We start from the raw sequence: 18,957 nt of genomic DNA, 5'->3' as shown, positions 1-18,957 counted from the left end.
TCAATATCCCCCTTCACCGATGTAGTCCGGCACGCTGGTCCTGTCCAAAGGGTCTGTGCCCTCCATAATCTCTTCCTGGTCCGCTGCGCCGTCGCCATCGGTATCCCAGTTATTCGGGTCGGTGAAATAGACCATGACTTCCTGGTAATCATCCAGTCCGTCCCACTCCGTATCGCGTTCTGTCGGATCGGTATTGTGGGTTGTGATCTCGCTTCCATCACTCAAGCCATCGCCATCACTGTCCTGACTGTTGGGGTTGGTCTGGTGGACAAACACTTCCTGGTAATCACCCAAACCATCGCCGTCCGTATCGGGCAGCGTCGGATCGGTACTGAAATCAAACTCGGCCAAGTTGCTCAAACCATCCCCATCGAAGTCGTTGAACGCAGATTCGTTTTGCAGGCCGTACACCACTTCAAAGTGGTCGTCCATGCCGTCCAGATCGGAATCCACCGCCAGCGGGTCGGTGTTGTGGCTGTTGATCTCCTCATGATCAGTGAGACCATCCTGGTCAGTGTCGGGGTTTGCCGGATCGGTTCCCGCGGCGGATTCCGCACCATCGTCGAGCTGGTCGCCGTCACTGTCGGCGTCGTCGGGAGAGGAGCCTGACTGCTGTTCCTGTAGCGCTGTCAAGCCATCCCCGTCCGTGTCGGCAAGCGCCTCCCCTGTGTCGGATAACGGATCCAGACCATATCTGACCTCGAAACGATCGCTCAGACCGTCGCCATCGCTGTCCGGATTATTGGAGGAGGTACCGGCAGCCGTCTCTTGTGCATTACTGAGGCCATCCTGATCGGCATCCGCATAGGCATAGAAATTGACGATATCCGCCTGGTCCTGCTCGGTGAGGTAATCGAGCACCGCGCCCTCCGCCAGCAGCAGCTGCCCGGCATTGCTCTGCGCATTGCTCATCGCTCCTTCCAGGATGCCCAGATGCATGATGATGCGCCGTCCGCCGGCCGGTACGGTGAAGCGATAGTTGACGTTCCAGTTGTTGTCAGGACGGGTGGTCTGACTGTGCGGACCGATATCACGGTTGGGGCCGGCGAAGACGTGACCCAGGACCGGCCTGGATGAGCTGCTGAGGTCACGGAAGATGACATAGTTGTCGGCATCCGTCAGCAGATCGTCACCATCGGAGGTCGCTACTTCCAGGTTGGTGCCATAGTATCGGGAATCGAGTTGCAGATTGACTTCACGAGCCTCTTCTCCCGGATTGTGGATCACCTCCAGGTAACGGATGAAGGCCCCGCCCACGCTGGGTACGAAGACCCGGCGGCTGACCCGCAGATCCCCTACCGCCATCGTTGAATAGCGCAGCTCGCGGCCATCGGCGCTGGTGGCCATGTAGTAAGAGCCGCCGTCAAGCAGATTGGTGTACTCCACTTCGTTGACCCGCAGATCGAAAGCAAAAGTTGTCGCCGTCGAACTTGAGCCAAGCACACGCCCGTCCGAATCTTCCACGGACCAATAACGATTGTTTTCATCCGTGAGATTCTGATTGTAGTGGAGAGTGGCAAGTTCATCGGCGCCATTCAGGGCATCGCTGTCGTCGGAGAACAATTCATCCCCATCCCGGCGGCCGCCGTTGTCGCTATCCGCCTGGCTGGGGTCCGTACCGTAAAGCACCACTTCCCAGCGGTCGAGAAGCTGGTCACCATCCGTATCCGCTACGTGAGGATTACTGCCCGCGGCGGACTCTTCAGCGTTGCTCAGGCCATCCTGGTCTGGATCGTCGGCCGCATTGGCGGCGCTCATATCGTAAATAATCTCGAAACCGTCGTTCATACCGTCGTGATCTGTGTCGGGTTCCAGAGGATCGGTGTTATGCAGCTGCAACTCATCCCTGTCCGACAGACCATCGCTATCGCTGTCGGCCAATACCGGATTCGTACCCGCGGCTATCTCCTGGGCATCCGACAAGCCGTCACCGTCGGTATCAGACAGCATCGGGTCCGTGCCGTGATCGTGAACTTCTGCCCCATCGTCGAGACCATCGCCATCACTATCCACCGCACGCGGGTCTGTTCCGAAGGTCTGCTCATCCAGATTATTCAGGCCATCGCCATCTTCATCCAAAGCGGCCTCACCGCCATCCTGCGACAACGGATTAAAGCCGTTGTGGAACTCAAAGCCATCCAACAGGCCGTCGTCATCCGTATCACGCAGACTGTTGTCCGTGCCCACCGCCAGCTCATCCTCATCGCTCAACCCATCCTCATCCCGATCGACATAGGCAAAGAAGTTCACCACCGACGCCCGATCTGTATCGCTCATACCGGCGAGCAGATGATCACCGGGGTGGCGCAAGCTATCCAGCAGAATCCGGGTGGCGTCACTACTGTTCTGCATCACCCCGGCGTGCAGAACCATACGGCTCTCGCCCGGCGGCACCATAAAGCGATAGGCCAGGGTCCAACGTCCGCCGATCAGGGTTGTGGCGTCAGGCCTGACCCTACCGTTGGTTCCTGCGAACAGATGGCCAAGACTGGGGCGGTTACTGGTTGACGCGATATCGCTAAGCACCAGGAAATCATCTTCTGGCGTCAATTGCTCATCGGCTGAGGAGGTGACTACGGCTATATTCTCATCCGATGCGCGGTAGTCGCTCTCTATCTCCAGCCGAACTACCTGCGGCATCGTTGTCGGGTTATGCACGATTTCCAGATAGCGGATCAACCCCTGTCCCGATTCGGGTACACGAACCCGGCGACTGAAAATCAGGTTATCCTGGCCAGCCGCATTGAAATAGAGTTCCCGGCCGTCACTGCTCTGTCCCATGCGATAGCTGGGATTGGTGTATTCAATGCCGTTGACCCTGAGGAGGAAGCTATCCCGGGTGGCGCTATCGGTCGTCGAACTGACTCGGCCACGGTAGTTGTCGATGCGCCAATAACGACCACTCTCTTCATACAGTGTTTGATGGCCCGACAGGGTTGCAAGATCGTCCGTCTCAAGTGTGGCATCAGTGCCATCGACAATCAGTTCATTGGTATCGCTGCGGCCGCCAAGGTCGGTGTCGGTGAGGTTGGGATCGGTCTGATACTCATTCACCTCCCGGTTGTCCCACAGTAGATCGGCGTCACTGTCCCGATTGAATGGATCGGTTCCGGCCGACGACTCCTGCGCGTTATTGAAGCCGTCACCATCCTCGTCAGCCAGCGGATCGTTAAGGCTGTAGGTGATTTCGAAACCGTCGCTCAAGCTGTCGCCATCACTGTCGGCCAGCAAAGGATCGGTGCCGTGCTGCTGAATCTCTTCGGCATCGGTGAGACCATCCTGATCGCTATCCGATAGTAACGGATCGGTGCCCAAAGCCAGCTCCTCTCCATCGCTCAGGCCATCGAAGTCACTATCCGGCAGGGTGGGTTCGGTATTGTGAATCAGATATTCATCGCCATCGCCGATGCCGTCTCCATCACTGTCGCTCACGGTCGGATCGGTGCCGAGAGACTGCTCCTGAAGATTGGTCAGATTGTCGAGATCGCCGTCCTGATCCGCTTCACCGCTGTTCGCCGGCGACAGCGGATCGAAACCGTAACGGACCTCGAAGCCGTCTTCCAGTTGATCACCGTCGGAATCCGGGTCGTCCGGATCGGTGGCATGCTGCGCCTCGTCGTTGTCGCTCAAGCGATCGTAATCACGATCTTCAGCGGGGAAGAAGTTGGTGATCGTGGCTTTTTCCGCTTCGCTCAGGCCATCCAGCGCGCCAGGCTGCATACTCATCAGATCCACCAATGTGGATTCGACCTGGGTATTGTCATAGTCGTAGGTGACGAAACTCATCACCGAGCGACGGCTATGGGGCGGCACGAATAACTGATAGGTGACCGATAGGCCGGTGTCAGCCATGCTCACCGACGGCCGAGCCACGGTTTGCTGACCGGCGAACAGATAACCGATGGTGGTACCGTAGTCCGGCAGCAGGATATAGCGGTCCTCATCCGTAAGCAGGGTATCGCCACTCGATGTCTGCGGTGATCCGTTCAGACCGTAGGGCAACGCCGTCGTAACAGTGAGGGACAACTGTTTTGCCTGGTCCGTGGGGTTGTCCACGACATCGAGATAACGCACGAAACCGGTGAAATCACCCGCGCCTTCGGGTGGCCCTTCCTCACCACCATCTGAGGCGACACCCTGTACATAGATACGGCGCTGAATCACCAGATCGTCGATGGCGCCGGCCGTCGTGCTCAACCGGCCGATACCGGTCTCCACCAGCGGAGCATTATTCCCTTCGCCGGAATCCTGGTTCCCGTTATGAGCAGCATACTCGACACCATTGACCGACAGTGTCAGGGCTCTAAGCTGACCTTCACCGAAGTAGGCGCTCAACTCTCCATCTCTGGCTGAGACCTCCCAATCATGGCCGTAGTTATCGTACAGATAGCTGGAGTAGTAGGTCAGCGTGACGTTGGCGTCATCGCCCGCCGTCAGAGGATCGGTCTCCGTGACAAACAGCTCGTCGATGTCCCATAGACCCGCGCCATCGGTATCCCTGAGGGCCGGATCGGTATTGTAATAACCGATTTCGTTCCCGTCGCCCAACAGATCGCCATCGGTATCAGCGGAGAATGGGTCCGTGCCGGCCAGCGATTCAGCCCGGTTGTCGAGTCCATCCAGATCGTTGTCCGATGCCGTCACACCCGTATCGTTGAGGGGGTCGAAGCCATGGCTGATTTCGAAACCGTCCGGCAATAGATCCCCATCGGTATCCTCGAGCAGCGGATCGGTGGGATGGGTATATATCTCAGCGTAATCATCCAGGCCGTCGCCGTCGCTATCCGCAGCAGCGGGATCGGTCCCCATGGCCACCTCTACGGCATCTTCAACGCTATCCCCGTCGCTATCGGCGGTGTTGGGATTCGATCCGTGGTCGTTGACCTCGCTACTGTCCAACAAGCCGTCGCCGTCCGTATCCTCCTGATGAGGATCGCTACCCTGCTCCTGTTCCTGGAGATTGCTCAAACCATCGCTGTCGGCATCGGCGGCAGCTTCACCTGAGAGGGTGAGCGGATCGAAACCGTATTCGACTTCGAACCCATCGAACAGTCCGTCGCCATCACTATCCCGATTATCGACCAGGGTGCCCAACTGGGTCTCGGCCGCGTCACTCAAGCCATCGCCATCCTGATCGGGATAGGCGAAGAAGTTGATCACCTCAGCCTGCTCTTGCGGAGTCAGTCCGTCCAGCGCCTGTCCCTGCACGCCATGCAGACTCTCGGCGACCGTCAGCGCATTGGCGAGACCGGTCTCCATGGCCGCCAGGTGCATGATCATCCGCCGCTGGCCCGCGGGCACGACGAAGGTGTATCCAACGGTCCAGTCGCGGCCAACCGCTGCGGTACCGGCATCCGGTTCCAGTTGACTGTGCGCGCCATTGAAGAGATGCAGCAGTGACCTGGGGGTGGTATTGGCCGGATCGTGCATTGCCACATAGTCATCATGCCGATCCAGTAAAGCATCACCGTCCGAGGTTATGTATTCGATGCCGTTAGCGTTGTTGCCATAGGTTGAGGTGAGCGCCAGCTCCACCGTCTTGTCGCTATCGCTCGGGTTTTCGATCACTTCGATATAGCGCACGAAGGCGTCTGTGCTCTCCGGAACATAGGCACGGCGATAGACACGCAGGCCGTCGAGCAGATCCGGGATAAAATGGACTTCTCTTCCCGTTTGGCTGAGGGCCATGGCGTAACCGGCCTGATATGACAATCCGTTGACCGTCAAATTGAATGCGTTGCCGGTGGAGCCGTTGGTGGTGTCCTGAACGACGCCGGTATAGCTGTAGAAGGACCAATAATCACCATCGGCATCGGTCAGGCTATGGGTGTAATTGACCTGCTCACCGAACTGAGCGGCATCCAGCGGATCGGTATGATCGATAAGGATTTCCACTGCATCGCTGCGTCCGTCACTGTCACTATCTTGGCTGTGCGGGTTGGTACCCTGAGTATATTCCTCCAGATTCGTCAACGAATCGTTGTCGTTATCGTCATAGGGCGATGCACCCAGCAGATCGTAGTTGATCTCGAATGCGTCCGACATACCGTCAGCATCGGAATCCACATTGAGGGGATCCAGATAGTAGTCATAGATTTCCGACCGGTCGTCCAAGCCGTCACCGTCACTGTCCGCATTCCCCGGCAGGGTACCCAGGGTAATTTCGAGGGTATCGGCCAGGCCATCGTTATCGCTATCAGTGGATACAGGATCGGATTGATAGAGATTGACCTCGTCGCCATCCGACAGTCCGTCGCCATCGCTATCGGGATTATCCGGTTGCGAGCCGTAAGTCTGTTCCTGCAGATTGTCGAGGCCATCGTTGTCGCCATCGAGATGGGTCTCTTCGCTACCGGCGGGCGAATCGGGATTGAAGCCGTAGTAGATTTCGAATCCGTCGCTCAGTTCATCGTTGTCCGTATCCGGATCCAACGGATCGAGACCCAGAGGTATCTCGTCGGCGTCATAAACACCATCAGCGTCACTGTCGAGTTGGATGCGGAAATTGACCAACTGCCCCGTCTCTTCAGCGGTTAACCCTTCGATCTCATAATCGGCCGCATGCAGCTCGTCGATTCTGCCCAGGGTCGTCACCGGATCGCTGTGCTGCACCTTATAGTGCATCAGCGCCCGGCGCTCACCGGCTGGAATCGTCAGCTGGTAGGTCACGGAGTAGTCGCCATAAGCCGGATTGAGGACAACGCTATCCGGGGCGTATTGTGAACTGACGCCCTTGAACAGCAGACCGACCGCCGGTGTTCCGCAACCATCGCAGTCATCATCGGTGACAAAATAGTCCGTGGGCTCCACAAACCGGTTGTTTTGATCGAGTTCAACGCTGTCAGTGGAACTGGCGAGAAGCTGTGTATCATAGGTGGAACCGACCCAACCGTTGAGCCGAACCGTGACACTCTGTTCGATCGCCGAGCTGTTTTCGATCAGCTCGATATAGCGGGCATAGATATCGTTCTCCGGCACATAGATCTTGCGCACCACATTGAACTCACCCATCTGCCTGGCCTGCAAGGTCAGCTCTCGGCCCTGCATTCTCACACCGACGGGCGACCCATCTGAATAGTTGCTGCCATTGATATAGAGCAGTCCCGCCCGGGAGAAGGCGCTGTCCGTACCGCTGTCGATGCGACCTAGGGTATCGATATCCCAGCGATAACCACTGCCCATGAGAAGATGCGGTAGCGGCACCTGGCCTTCATAGGTCAGATCACGCTCAGGGATCACATTCACCGGCTTCAACAGCAGGGACTGCAGGATCATATCACCCACATCGTGGGAAGTTCCGCGGGGCGGTGCAAAGCGTGCGGAGTCCGCCACAACCCGTTCGTTACCGAACATGGACTCGGCATGAACCTGCATGAGTTGATCGACGGTCGCCACATCGGTCAGGGTAAACAGTCCGTCCGCATCGGTGGTCGTGGTGCGGCTGCCGATCGATACCGTCGCGCCGGCGATGGGGTGTTGGGCGCTATCCACAACACGGCCGGTAACCGTAGCACCCGGATCTGTGGAGATCGTATAAGTCTGGGATGTCTCGGACGACAGACCCGCATTATCCGTCGCGCGCACCGTCAGTTGCAGAGTGGCGGCATCCGCTACGCTGACTGTCGCCGAGTAGAGGTCTCCCTCCGAGGGATCCTGTGCAACGGCGCTGGCATCCACCAGGAACTCGACCGAGGCCAAACCGGTATCGTCGGTCACCTGCGCCGTGAGCGTCAGCGTCTCGCCGACGACCAGCATCTGCGTATCGGGCGGTGTAACCGCTGCGATAACCGGCGCCAGGGCATCCGCATCCAGGGGAGCGTGATCCACACCATCGGGCGTGCCGTCACCATCATGATCCGGGTTGGCGGGATCGGTTCCCAGGATCGACTCCTGGGCGTCGCTGAGACCATCCTGGTCGGCATCCGCATAGGCGAAGAAGTTGACGATGTCGGCCTGATCCTGCTCGGTGAGGTAGTCGAGCACCGCACCCTCCGCCAGCAGCAGCTGCCCGACATTGCTCTGGGCATTGCTCATCGCCCCTTCCAGGATGCCCAGGTGCATGACGATACGCCGTCCGCCGGCCGGCACGGTGAAACGATAGTTGACGTTCCAGTTGTTGTCAGGACGCGCGGTCTGACTATGCGGACCGATATCGCGGTTGGGACCGGCGAAGATATGGCCCAGGATCGGCCTGGTTGAACTGCTGAGGTCACGGAAGATGACATAGTTGTCAGCGTCCGTCAGCACATCGTCCCCATCGGAGGTCACCACCTCCAGGTTGGTGCCGTAGTAGCGGGAATCGAGTTGGAGATTGACTTCACGAGCCAGGTCGCCCGGGTTGTGGAACACCTCCAGGTAACGGATGAAGGCCCCGCCCACACTGGGCACGAAGACCCGGCGGCTGACCCGCAGATCCCCCACCGCCATCGCCGAATAGCGCAATTCACGGCCATCGGCACTGGTGGCCATTTCATAATAGTTATCATAAGTGGCGTTGGTGTAATCCTGGCCATTGATGCGCAGATCGAAAGCGAAGCTTGTTGCGTACGAGGTCGAACCGCGCACACGGCCGTCCGAGTCTTCCACATACCAGTAGCGTCCGTTTTCATCCGTAAGATTCTGATCGTAGCGAATGGAAGCCAGCTCATCCGCTCCGTCCATGGCATCGCTGTCGTCGGCATACAGCTCATCCCCGTCCCTGCGGCCACCGCTGTCGCTGTCGGCCAGGAGAGGATCTGTCGGATAGGTCGCAATCTCCCAACGATCGAGCAACAAGTCACCGTCCGTATCCTCACTGCGCGGATTGGTGCCCGCGGTAAACTCTTGCAGATTGCTGAGACCATCCTGGTCGGTGTCGTCGGCCGCATCGACAGTGGTCATGTCGTAAGTGACCTCAAAACCGTCGCCCATACCGTCCCCATCGCTATCCTCAAGGGTCGGATCGGTGGCGTGGTTGTAGATTTCCGCATTGTCATCCAGCCCATCGCCATCGCTATCGACCAATTGCGGATTGGTGCCCAGTCCGACCTCGACATCGTCGGTCAGGCCATCGCCATCCGAATCTGCAGAATTCGGATCCGAGCCATGGATGTTGACTTCGTCGCCGTCTGAGAGGTTATCCCCATCGCTGTCGTCGATATTGGGGTTGGTAGCGTTGTTCTGCTCTTCAAGATTGCTCAATCCGTCCGAATCGCTGTCTTCGTCGGTCTCTCCAAGACCACTCTCCGAAGCCGGGTTCAGACCATAGTTGACCTCAAAGCCATCCAGCAGCTGATCACCATCACTATCATCATTGAAGGGATCGAGTCCAAGTGGCACCTCTTCCGCATCGAAGAGGCCGTCGCTATCGCTGTCAGCGAGCAGATGGAAGTTGACCAGTTGCTCCGCTTCCTCAACCGTCAATCCTTGAATATCGGAATTGGCGGCGTGCAGGGCCGCCACACGGGCCTGGGCGGTGGCGCGATCATGATGCTGCACCACGTAGTGCATCAGCACGCGCCGTTCCCCGGCGGGCACGGTGACCTGGTAATCCACGATATAGTCGTCACTGCTGTAGAGACGAACAACCCCGGGAGTCACGCCGCCATTCGAATCGCTCAGCAGCAGAGCGACTGCCGGTGTGCCGCATCCCTCGCAATCGTCATCGACCAGGAAGTAATCGGTCGCCTCGATGAAATTGCCGTCGATGTCGCGTTCGATTGAGCCACCGGATGTTGCAATCACCTGGGTCGCCGCATTCGCGCCGAAGTTGCCCCGCACAGAGATCGTCACGATCTGCTCCGTGGCGGAGGTGTTTTCGATCAGCTCCAGGTAACGGGCATAGATATCCTCTTCCGGCACGTAGATCTTGCGCGCCACATTGAGGCCGCCGATCTGTTGTGTCCGCAAGGTCAACTCGCGCCCTTGCATTCTCAGGCTTGCCAGCGATCCGGACTGATAGCGACTGCCATTGATGTAGAGATATTGGGCATGATCGAAGGCATTGTCGGTGCCATTATAAAGAGTCCCGTAACTGGTGACATCCCAGTGGTATCCGGCCCCCGTGAGCGCATGCGCCAGATTGACATCACCCTCGTAGGCAAGATCCTGCTCAGCCACCAGATCGACCGGGGTCAGGCCCACAGCCCTCAACACCAGATCACCTACATCATGGACAGCGCCACGCGGCGGTGCAAAAGCGGCAGAGTCGGCCTGCATGGGCTCGTTACCGAACAGGGCTTCCGCATGGACAAGCAGGCTCTGCGAGGTTGTCGGCAGCGCGGCGATGGTGAAGAGCCCCTCGGCATCGGTCACCTCTGAGAGGCCGCTAACCGTCACCGTCGCAGCGGCGACCGGATTGTTCAACACATCCACGACACGCCCGGTAACCGTGGTGTAGGGATCACTACCCAAAGTGAATTCTACTGGACCGGTGGTTTCGCTATTGCCATTACTGTCTGTTGCGCGAACCTCCAATATCAGGGTCGCTCCCGACACGGGAGCCGTATAGGGCAGTTCGTAGGGCGCAGTGGTAACGGTGCCGATTTCAACACTATCGGCAAAGAAGATCACCTCAGCGATCTGACCGTTGTCAATTACATCCGCTCGCAGGGTGAGCTGCTGCTCATAGACCAGGGTCTCGCCGCTGAGCGGCTCCACAAGCGCTACGCTGGGCAATTCGGTATCGACTGAGAGGGGATCATTGTCTTCCCCATCCAGCAAGCCGTCACCATCCGTATCCTCATTGTGGGGATCGAGGCCGAGCAGTACCTCGGTACCGTCCAGCATGCCGTCTCCATCGGTATCCGGGGTATCGACCCAGTCGGTCAGATAGACCTGGATCTCCTGCTTGTTGGTCAGGCCGTCATCGTCGAAGTCCTGGCCGGCATCTGTGGAGTTCGTGGGACTGAGACACTGCTGGCCATTGTCGCAGAAGACCTGTGTCGCCACTTCCACCGCATCGGACAAGCCATCCCCATCGGTGTCGGCCAGTACCGGATTGGTCGAATAGTTATTGACCTCATCGCCATCGCTCAATCCATCGTCGTCGCTGTCGGTATCGAACGGATCGGCGCCTCTGGAGATCTCCTGGCCATCCGCCAGGCCGTCCCGGTCGGTATCGTAGTCTTTCGGATCGGTGCCGTGCAGATCGACTTCCGCGCCATCCGACAATCCGTCGAGATCGGTATCGCTGAGGCGCGGATGGGTATTGTGCTGCTGTTCAGCCAGGTTGTTCAAACCATCATTATCGCTGTCAGCTGCCGCCTCCCAGGTCGCTGGATCAGCTTCGCCATTGACCAGCGGATCGAATCCATAGCGATATTCAAAGCCATCCAACAAACCATCGCCGTCATGGTCCTGGGTGTAAGGATCGGTACCCGCCACAAACTCGTAGATATCCTTCAGCCGATCGTTATCGCTATCGACCAGACTCTTGTCGTACATATAGGCCAACACATTCGGTGCATAGACCTGGTGATAACGGCCTGTCTGGGAGAGGTTTCTCAAGCGGATGGTTGAGAAGTAGATATGACCCTCGCCATAGGCATAGGTGATTGCAGAGATGCGTCCTCTCGAGAACGACTCGCGGTACATCAACGGCGTAACCGCGGGTGCCAGATCAGCCAAATTGATATAGCCGTAGACCGAATAATTCTCGTACAGGGAACCGAGCGGACCCGCAACGCCTTCGTAGATCAGCGAAGTCGTGTCGATGGCGCCGTTGGTCCTCGTGCGGTAGAGGTAGGTGTCTTCCTGTATCGCACTGGCCGGCGAACCGGGCAGATCCTGCAGCCCGGACGTGTAGGGATGGTCGTTATGCAGCACCAGCAAGCCGCCGGCGCTGACAAAATCGAAGACCTTCTGCCTATGATTCCTGAAGTAGTATTCGTAACTCGAATAGTCGCTCGTATCGACCATCAGCATATCGAGCCCGGTCAGATCCGCTGTCGCCAGGGAACCGGTATTGATCGCGTCATAACCCGCCCGCTCGATTATCTGGCGCTGCCACTCCTGGCCGGTGTTACCGACACTGGAGAAGTAGCCGACATTGACGGTGGTGCGCTCCAGCAGAATCTGGCCAACGTCGGTGGTTCCGCCCCACACTGGCGTTACGGAGGTGCTAACCGCATTGACCGTTTCACCGCCCAAATCGCCGCTGGCGGAGACCAGGATTTCACCGGCCGCCACCGGTACCTGGGTAATTACGAAGGTACCATCGGCCTGAGTGAGTGAAGTGCGACCGTAACTGCTGACCGTAACATTGGCCAGCGATTCGCTCTGGGCATTCACAACCGAACCGATCACTGTGGTATAGGGATCGTCAACGAGGTTGAACAGAGCTTCTTCTGTAAGTGTGGTATTACCGTTAGTGTCTGTGGCGCTGACTTGGAGATTGACCTGATCCAGGGCGCTCGGCAGCTGGAATTCGACCGCATAGGGTTGTTCGGTCAGGGTAGCGATCTGGCTGTGGTTGACCAGAAATGCCAGCTCTTCGATACGTCCGTTATCTGTCGCATCGGCCGACAGGGTGATGGTCTGCCCTTTCAACAGTGAGGCGCCGGACGCCGGTAAAGTCAGCGTTACGCTTGGCGGTGTGATATCCGCTACGGCGGGTTCGCTGTCCTCCCCATCGAGCAGTCCATCGCCATCATGATCGGGATTGGTCGGGTCGGTACCGAGGTTATTGACCTCTTCTCCATCGGTCACGCCGTCATCATCACTATCCGTATCACGAATGCCGGTGCCCTGCTGAACCTCTTGCAGATTGGTCAATCCGTCGCCATCCTCGTCGGCGTCGGCATCGGCCGGATCGTTGGGATTCAGGCCGTCTGCGATCTCGATATTGTCATCGATACCGTCATCGTCGGTATCCCGATCTATCGGCGAGGATGAAGGGATATTGCTCACTTCGAAGTTATCGCTAAGACCGTCGCCGTCGCTATCGACCAGCAGTGGGTCGGTGCCATGGGTCAACACTTCGGTGCCGTCAAACAGGCCATCCTGATCAGTATCGCGCTGATCAAGCCGGGTTCCCGCGGTCACTTCGTCCAGATTCAGCAATCCGTCGCCATCCAGATCTTCCTGGCTGTCCGGCACAGTGTCGCCGTCACTATCGGCCAGGGTCGGATCGAGGCCTTCGTAGATTACCTCGTCGCCGTTGCTCAAGCCGTCACCATCGAAGTCCGCATCTTCGACAAAGACCTGCAGTCTGAGGCGATTACCGACCAACAGCGCTTCACCGCCATCCAGTAATCCGCTTAAAGACAACTCGACGTTATCACCGTCGGCCAGGGTATTGTCGCTGCGGGCCGAGTAGAGCGGGATCGATACCGAACGGTAGCCTGCCAACCAGGAAAAGGCTTGCTCCTCTTCATTCAGCCACGCCCTTCCGCTGCTGATCCGGTATGCGTTGATGCCATTGCCGAAGCGGATCGGCAGTGTGACCTGCTGACCTTCCAGCACCTGCAGCGGGCTGTCCAGATCGATCAAAACATGGGGCGCGCAGAGCTCACCCTGCTGATCCAGTACAGCATCACCGCGCACACTGCCCACCAGCACTGAGCCGGTTGTGCTATAGGCGTAACAGCGGTTCAACTCAAATGCCGTCTCGGGTGTAAAGATCACCGTTTGTTGGTCGAGCTGCGCCGAGCCTGCGAGAGCCGCCTGGTTGTCACTCATCGAGATCAGCGGACTGGCGGCGGTTGTTTCCACGGCCTCGTCGTATTCAAATCTTGCGCTCAAATCACGGCCGAAACCGGCATCGATCATGGCTGAGACGATTTCAGGCGGCTGTTCGCTGAATATGATGTGGAATTCGCTGGAGGTATCCACTGTGGCAAGGGCCTCGGGCACAGCGGCGATAGTCACAACCACCGATTCGAAGCTGTTGTCGGTGACGCTGAAGGTCGCCGTTCCACGCTGCAGTGCGACACTCGCCGCAGCGGCCTCACCATCGATCATCGCAGCGCCGGTTACAGCAAGGTCTACTGTATAGTCGGCATCCGCACCGGCCACTTCGGCGACCGGGTTGTCGTAGCTATCGACCAGTTGCAGCTGTACCGGGACCACATGTTTGGTGCCATAAGTGGCAGGCACAGCGCCCTGGGGCTCCCCATGCTCGTCCAGGAATCTCAAGCTGGCGGGTACGGAGGCGATCAAGCGCAAGGGTATGGCCGAAACCGGAGAGATCCCCCCTGCTCCACTATTGTCGTAGTAGGCCCCCAAACCATCGGAAAGCACCAATGGCAATTGGTAATCTCCAGCGGTCACGGCAGCCGTAATCTGTACCTCGGCCTGACCGGTAACCAGGGTGACGTTACCCCGCTCGGAATGCTGGCCATCGTTGATTGTGACCACTTCCAGTCCGGCGGCAGGTATGAAACTGAAACCGGTGGGCAGCAATAGTGAGAACGCCGTCTGACTGTCATTCGTCACTGGATTGTTCTGCTCGTCGCGAGCCTGAACATGCAGGGTGAAGGGTTCATTCACCACCACCGGCGGCAGGTGAGCAAACAGGAGATTTGCTGTATCACCCGCGGCGACGGTCAACGGCAGCTCGGCATATTGCACCAGAGGATGTTGTGTCAGTTCCGCCCTCAGGAAGTAATCGCCGGCGCTGAACGCAATATCGACAGGCAAGGTGCTCTCGCCGTTGCTGTCACTCAGGGTATCGCCAATCACATAGGTCGTCGCGCCATTCGCCTGACGCAGGCGCCAGTGGATATTTTGTCCGGGCACCGGTCTGGCGGAAGTATCGAGCACCTGTACCCGGTATTGGGCGGTCTCGCCGACATGGACGTTCTGACTGTTGACCGTTACATCGTTATTGACGAACTGCAGTTGATTGGGAGCCTGTCTCAGTGGAATGACATACTCCGGCGTCTCGACGGTCTGACCAAGCGCATCCGCTACCTCGACCTTGAGGCGGTACTCGTCGTTGACTTGCGCCGCCAGGGGCAGACTGAAACGATGGCTGAAACTGTTCTCTACCGTCTGGTTGAAAACGGCCAATTCGTGAACCTGCTGGCCATCCGGATGCAGCAGTCGCAGCACGAGTCCGCCCGGCGCATCATCAACCGCGTCCAGATTGCCCAGCACGACCGTCGCCGTGCCGCCATAGAATCCCTGATCGGGCAAGCTAACCGCCAGGTTATTGATATCGGGCGCCTGGTCAGGGGTAACGGTAACCATCTGTTGCATCAAAGCCATCTGGCCCTGGCTATCGATAACCCGGATATTGAGCGGCTGCTGTTGCGCCGTTCCGATACGATCTGTGCGCTGGTCGACCAGTTCGAAGACCTGCTGCGTCAGTGCGTTTCCACTGATCTCGAAGCGGCGGGTAAAGCCATTCCACTCGAATTCCACCGCATCAATGGCCAGATCATCAGTCGCGGAAAGGGTAACGCTGAAGCGGCCCTGCTCACGGATATCGGCGGGTAGACCGACATCCTGGATAACCGGATGCCCGTCCGCCACGGAGCTGACAGTGAGTTCGCCGGTTGAAGTGTTACCCGCCTGATCGATGACCTGCAGCGAATAGTTGACCGTGGCGATACCGTTTAGAATGTCATGATATTCGATCACCCCGTCGGAGAAAGCGGCACTGACAAGCTCACCGTCCCGATGCAGCAATGCGCGCGCCACTCCGCTGCCCTCGTCATTCAAAGCGATATGCAGGCGGTAGGGATATCCGGCGACCACGGGCCCCAAATCAGATTGAACCTCGCTGCCGATCAACGATAGGGTTGCAGTGGGTGCCACCACATCCTGATGACGGAAGAAACGTCTTGGCATCGACTCTGCCGCGTTACCGAAGACATCCACGCCTCTGGCCTTGAAGTAGTAACCGCTGTATTCGCTACCGATACTCAGGCTCAACTCGAATACCGGCCCGAACTGTTGTTCGATCTGCTGCCAGGGACCTGTCTCTTCAGCCGCCATGAGAAACTCAACCGCGGCGATCGGCTGACTGCTGCCCACAACTTCGGCGCTCAGGGTCAACGGTACAGGCTCCCAACTATGCTCACTAAAGGAGAGCGCTACATCAAACGGGTTGGACACACTGTTTTCCGATTGCAGGTAGAGCTGTCTCGGATTGGACTCGGCCACCAACCCGGACTCAAACTCAACCCGGGTGGTCAAATAGAAAGACTGACCATTAGGCAGTTGTGGCGGTATAGGTATATGACGATCGAAAGGTGCCTCGGTTACGGTAGTTACCGGGGTTCCGTTGATCAGGTAAGCGGCAGCGGCCAGGTTCTGATCGTCCAGGGTAACCGCAACAGGCTGAGTCGCATGATAACGGCTCTTCGGTGCGGGATTATCCGACGCCCGCTCACCGACCGACAATTGCCTGGGCAGACGTAAGATCTGCAGCCTGTCGGAGCCGTAGGCAATGGCGATACGGTCATGTTCCACCGACAGTGCAGTGGGAATACCATCCAGTGTCAAGGTCACACCACTGTCTATCGCCTGCAACTGATAGGGATCGAATGCCCGCAAGACAAATTGGCCTGTCTCTTCGGTCACAACCCACAGACGTCCTCTTTGCAAGGCATGGAACACCAGGGTGCCGCTAACAGGTACGGTATCCACAGTGTAGTCAGCAAGATTGAGCTGCTGTAACTGATCACCTACCCGGCCAAAGATCAGATCACCACTCAGGTTGACCTGCGAGACCCCGAATCCCATATGGCTGCTCAGATCGACAACCCGTTCACGCTCCAGCCGTTCAGGTGTAGTGTCGACAAGCAGCAGACGCCCCGTATCGGTCACCGCGGTCAGCAATGAACCGCTGGCATCGATCTCCGCCAATGATTCATCGCTTACGGAAATCGTGCGTTGCACACTGAAGTCATTGAGATGCGCCAGGTGTAACGAGCCACCCGCGGAGACCGCAACTTCATCATTAACCACTGCCAGACCATTCAACATGAGCTGGTCGAACACAACCGTTGGCGTCAGGCTCCCCTGCTCAAGGGCCACCAATCGCTGCATTTCGGGCTGGAGTACAAACAGATAGTCCCCCGCCCCATCGACGGCAGTGGCCGATTCCGTATAGGCCCGTCCCGGATAACCGCGCATCGTCCAACCCTGGTCAGGCATTTGTGTGAAAACCTGGGATCCATAATTATCCGCTGCGGCAATCAATTGACCACGATGCAGAGTGATGTCCACTAAGCGTCCGCTTACGCCGGCGCCATTTAGATTACTGTCATGGAGGGTCACGAATTCCGCTAAGCCCGGATCTATCTGCAGGACCTGCCCGGCTGTACCACCCAACCAGATCCGGCCACCGGCCATCTCCGCCCTGGAAATATCGGTCTGGATTGCCAGCGTCCATTGGGCCGATTTCTGCAAACCGGTTTCAGATGCGATATCAATCAACTGCACACGCCCCAGGCTGCCGTTCAGCGCAAGCAGTTTGCCGCTCAGGTTGAACAGACGCTCCGCATCGACCGCCAGGGCGATAGCCGCTCCCTGGAGCTGGGGATCGAGTTGCCGCAGGTTGCCGGCAGCATCGGTCACGAATATCCGTTCGCCCGACAGCGTCATGGCTGTGAAGTAGTTGCCCTGCAGCGCAGCCAGGGTTGTGCCACCGCTATCGATCGAGGTCAACCGCGAGGCGGTGAGGAAGAGATAACCGGAACCATAAGCATGGACATCGATCACACCCTCCGCTAGATCCAGGTGTTGTTCGAGCCTCAGATCAGCCCCCTGAGCTGAATAGAGATCCAGATTGGAACCGTAACCCACCGCTACGCCATTCTCACCCGCAGCCAAAAGCGTAACACCAACAGCGAGCGGTTCAGTACTGATCACGCCATAGCCGTTGGCCGGGTCAAGCAGATAGAGACCGAAACCTTGCACCGCAATCAGTAGATAGCGATCGACATGAGCAATGGCCGTAATTTCGCCATCGGCGGTATAAACCAGGCCATTCTGGTTATACAGTTCGCGGCCATCGCTATACCAGTAACCGCCCACATCGGGTTCGAATGCGTCAAACGCGAGGGTAGCCGCATCAAGCGTGAGATTCATGCCGTTGGTGATGCTGGCGCTGTAGCGCTCTTCGGTAACATTCCCGAAACCGTCGTCGAGACTCGTCACGACTTCGATTTCACTCAAGCCTTCAGGCAGGGTGACGAACAGGCTTTCGTTGCCGGTAAATAACAGCCCGCCTTGTCCATCGTAGATCGTGATAGCACCCTGATAACGGGCCGGATCGAATCCCGTCAACTGCAGATCCAGCTCGGATCCGTCTGCGATATGGGAAGAGAAACCGACCAGATTCATCTCAGGCAGATCGAGTCTGGGAGCAACCCGGATACCGACCTGTGTCTCGGTATAGCGGTAATCGGCATCCAGATAGGCCCTTATGCGCAGGAAGTAGTTATCCTGCACCTGGACAGCTGGAAGCCTGACACTGAGCGTTCCCTGGGCTTCACTGAGCGGTAGTGTGACCACTCGGTTGCCGTTGAAATCTTCCAGGCTCACTTCCCCGTAGTTGAAGAGATGGCCGTCCTCTACGGTGACCTGGTAGCCGAACGAAAGGGTCTCGCCTTCCGCCATCAACTGGTTGTTCTGCAATCCGGAAATCGTGATGGATGCACTCTGGGCATTGGTCACGGGATTCAGATTGACCGTCTGCTGCAACCCGGCATAGTTGAGAAGATAATCCAAGCTGACCGCATCCTCAGCGGTCGGCATCCAATGATAAGCAACACCTTCAGTTGTCAGCAGAGACGGGAAGGTCTCGCCCTGATGGATGATTGAGACCTGGTTTGCCCGGGTGCCTGCGGCAAATTCGACTTTTACCGGAAGCTGAGCGCCACTGACGATGCTCTCGCCATCGGCGGGCCAAACGACACTTGGCACGCCACTCTCGGTGGTATCGGGCATCAGCGAATGGCTCTGCGCCTGAGCAGAATGGTCGCGGATGTGCATCACCAGCTCGGCGGGCAGTTGGTTGGCGGC

The 18,957-nt window shown here is 57.8% G+C and carries 1 protein-coding gene (cut by a window edge); it reads right to left on the bottom strand.

Translation table 11 applies throughout. The annotated features are described in order from the left end of the window. Positions 1-18,957, bottom strand: the 3' end of a protein-coding gene (locus AB8516_RS00625; protein ID WP_369157054.1) for an Ig-like domain-containing protein. It continues 26,457 nt past the right edge of the window; only the last 18,957 of its 45,414 coding nucleotides appear in the window; its start codon lies beyond the right edge, outside the window; the stop codon is at positions 1-3.

The sequence above is a fragment of the Candidatus Thiodiazotropha sp. LNASS1 genome (assembly GCF_964212655.1).
In the GTDB taxonomy this organism is placed as follows: domain Bacteria; phylum Pseudomonadota; class Gammaproteobacteria; order Chromatiales; family Chromatiaceae; genus Thiodiazotropha.
Note: the sequence above shows the minus strand (reverse complement) of the source record. Positions and strands in the feature narration are given on the sequence as shown.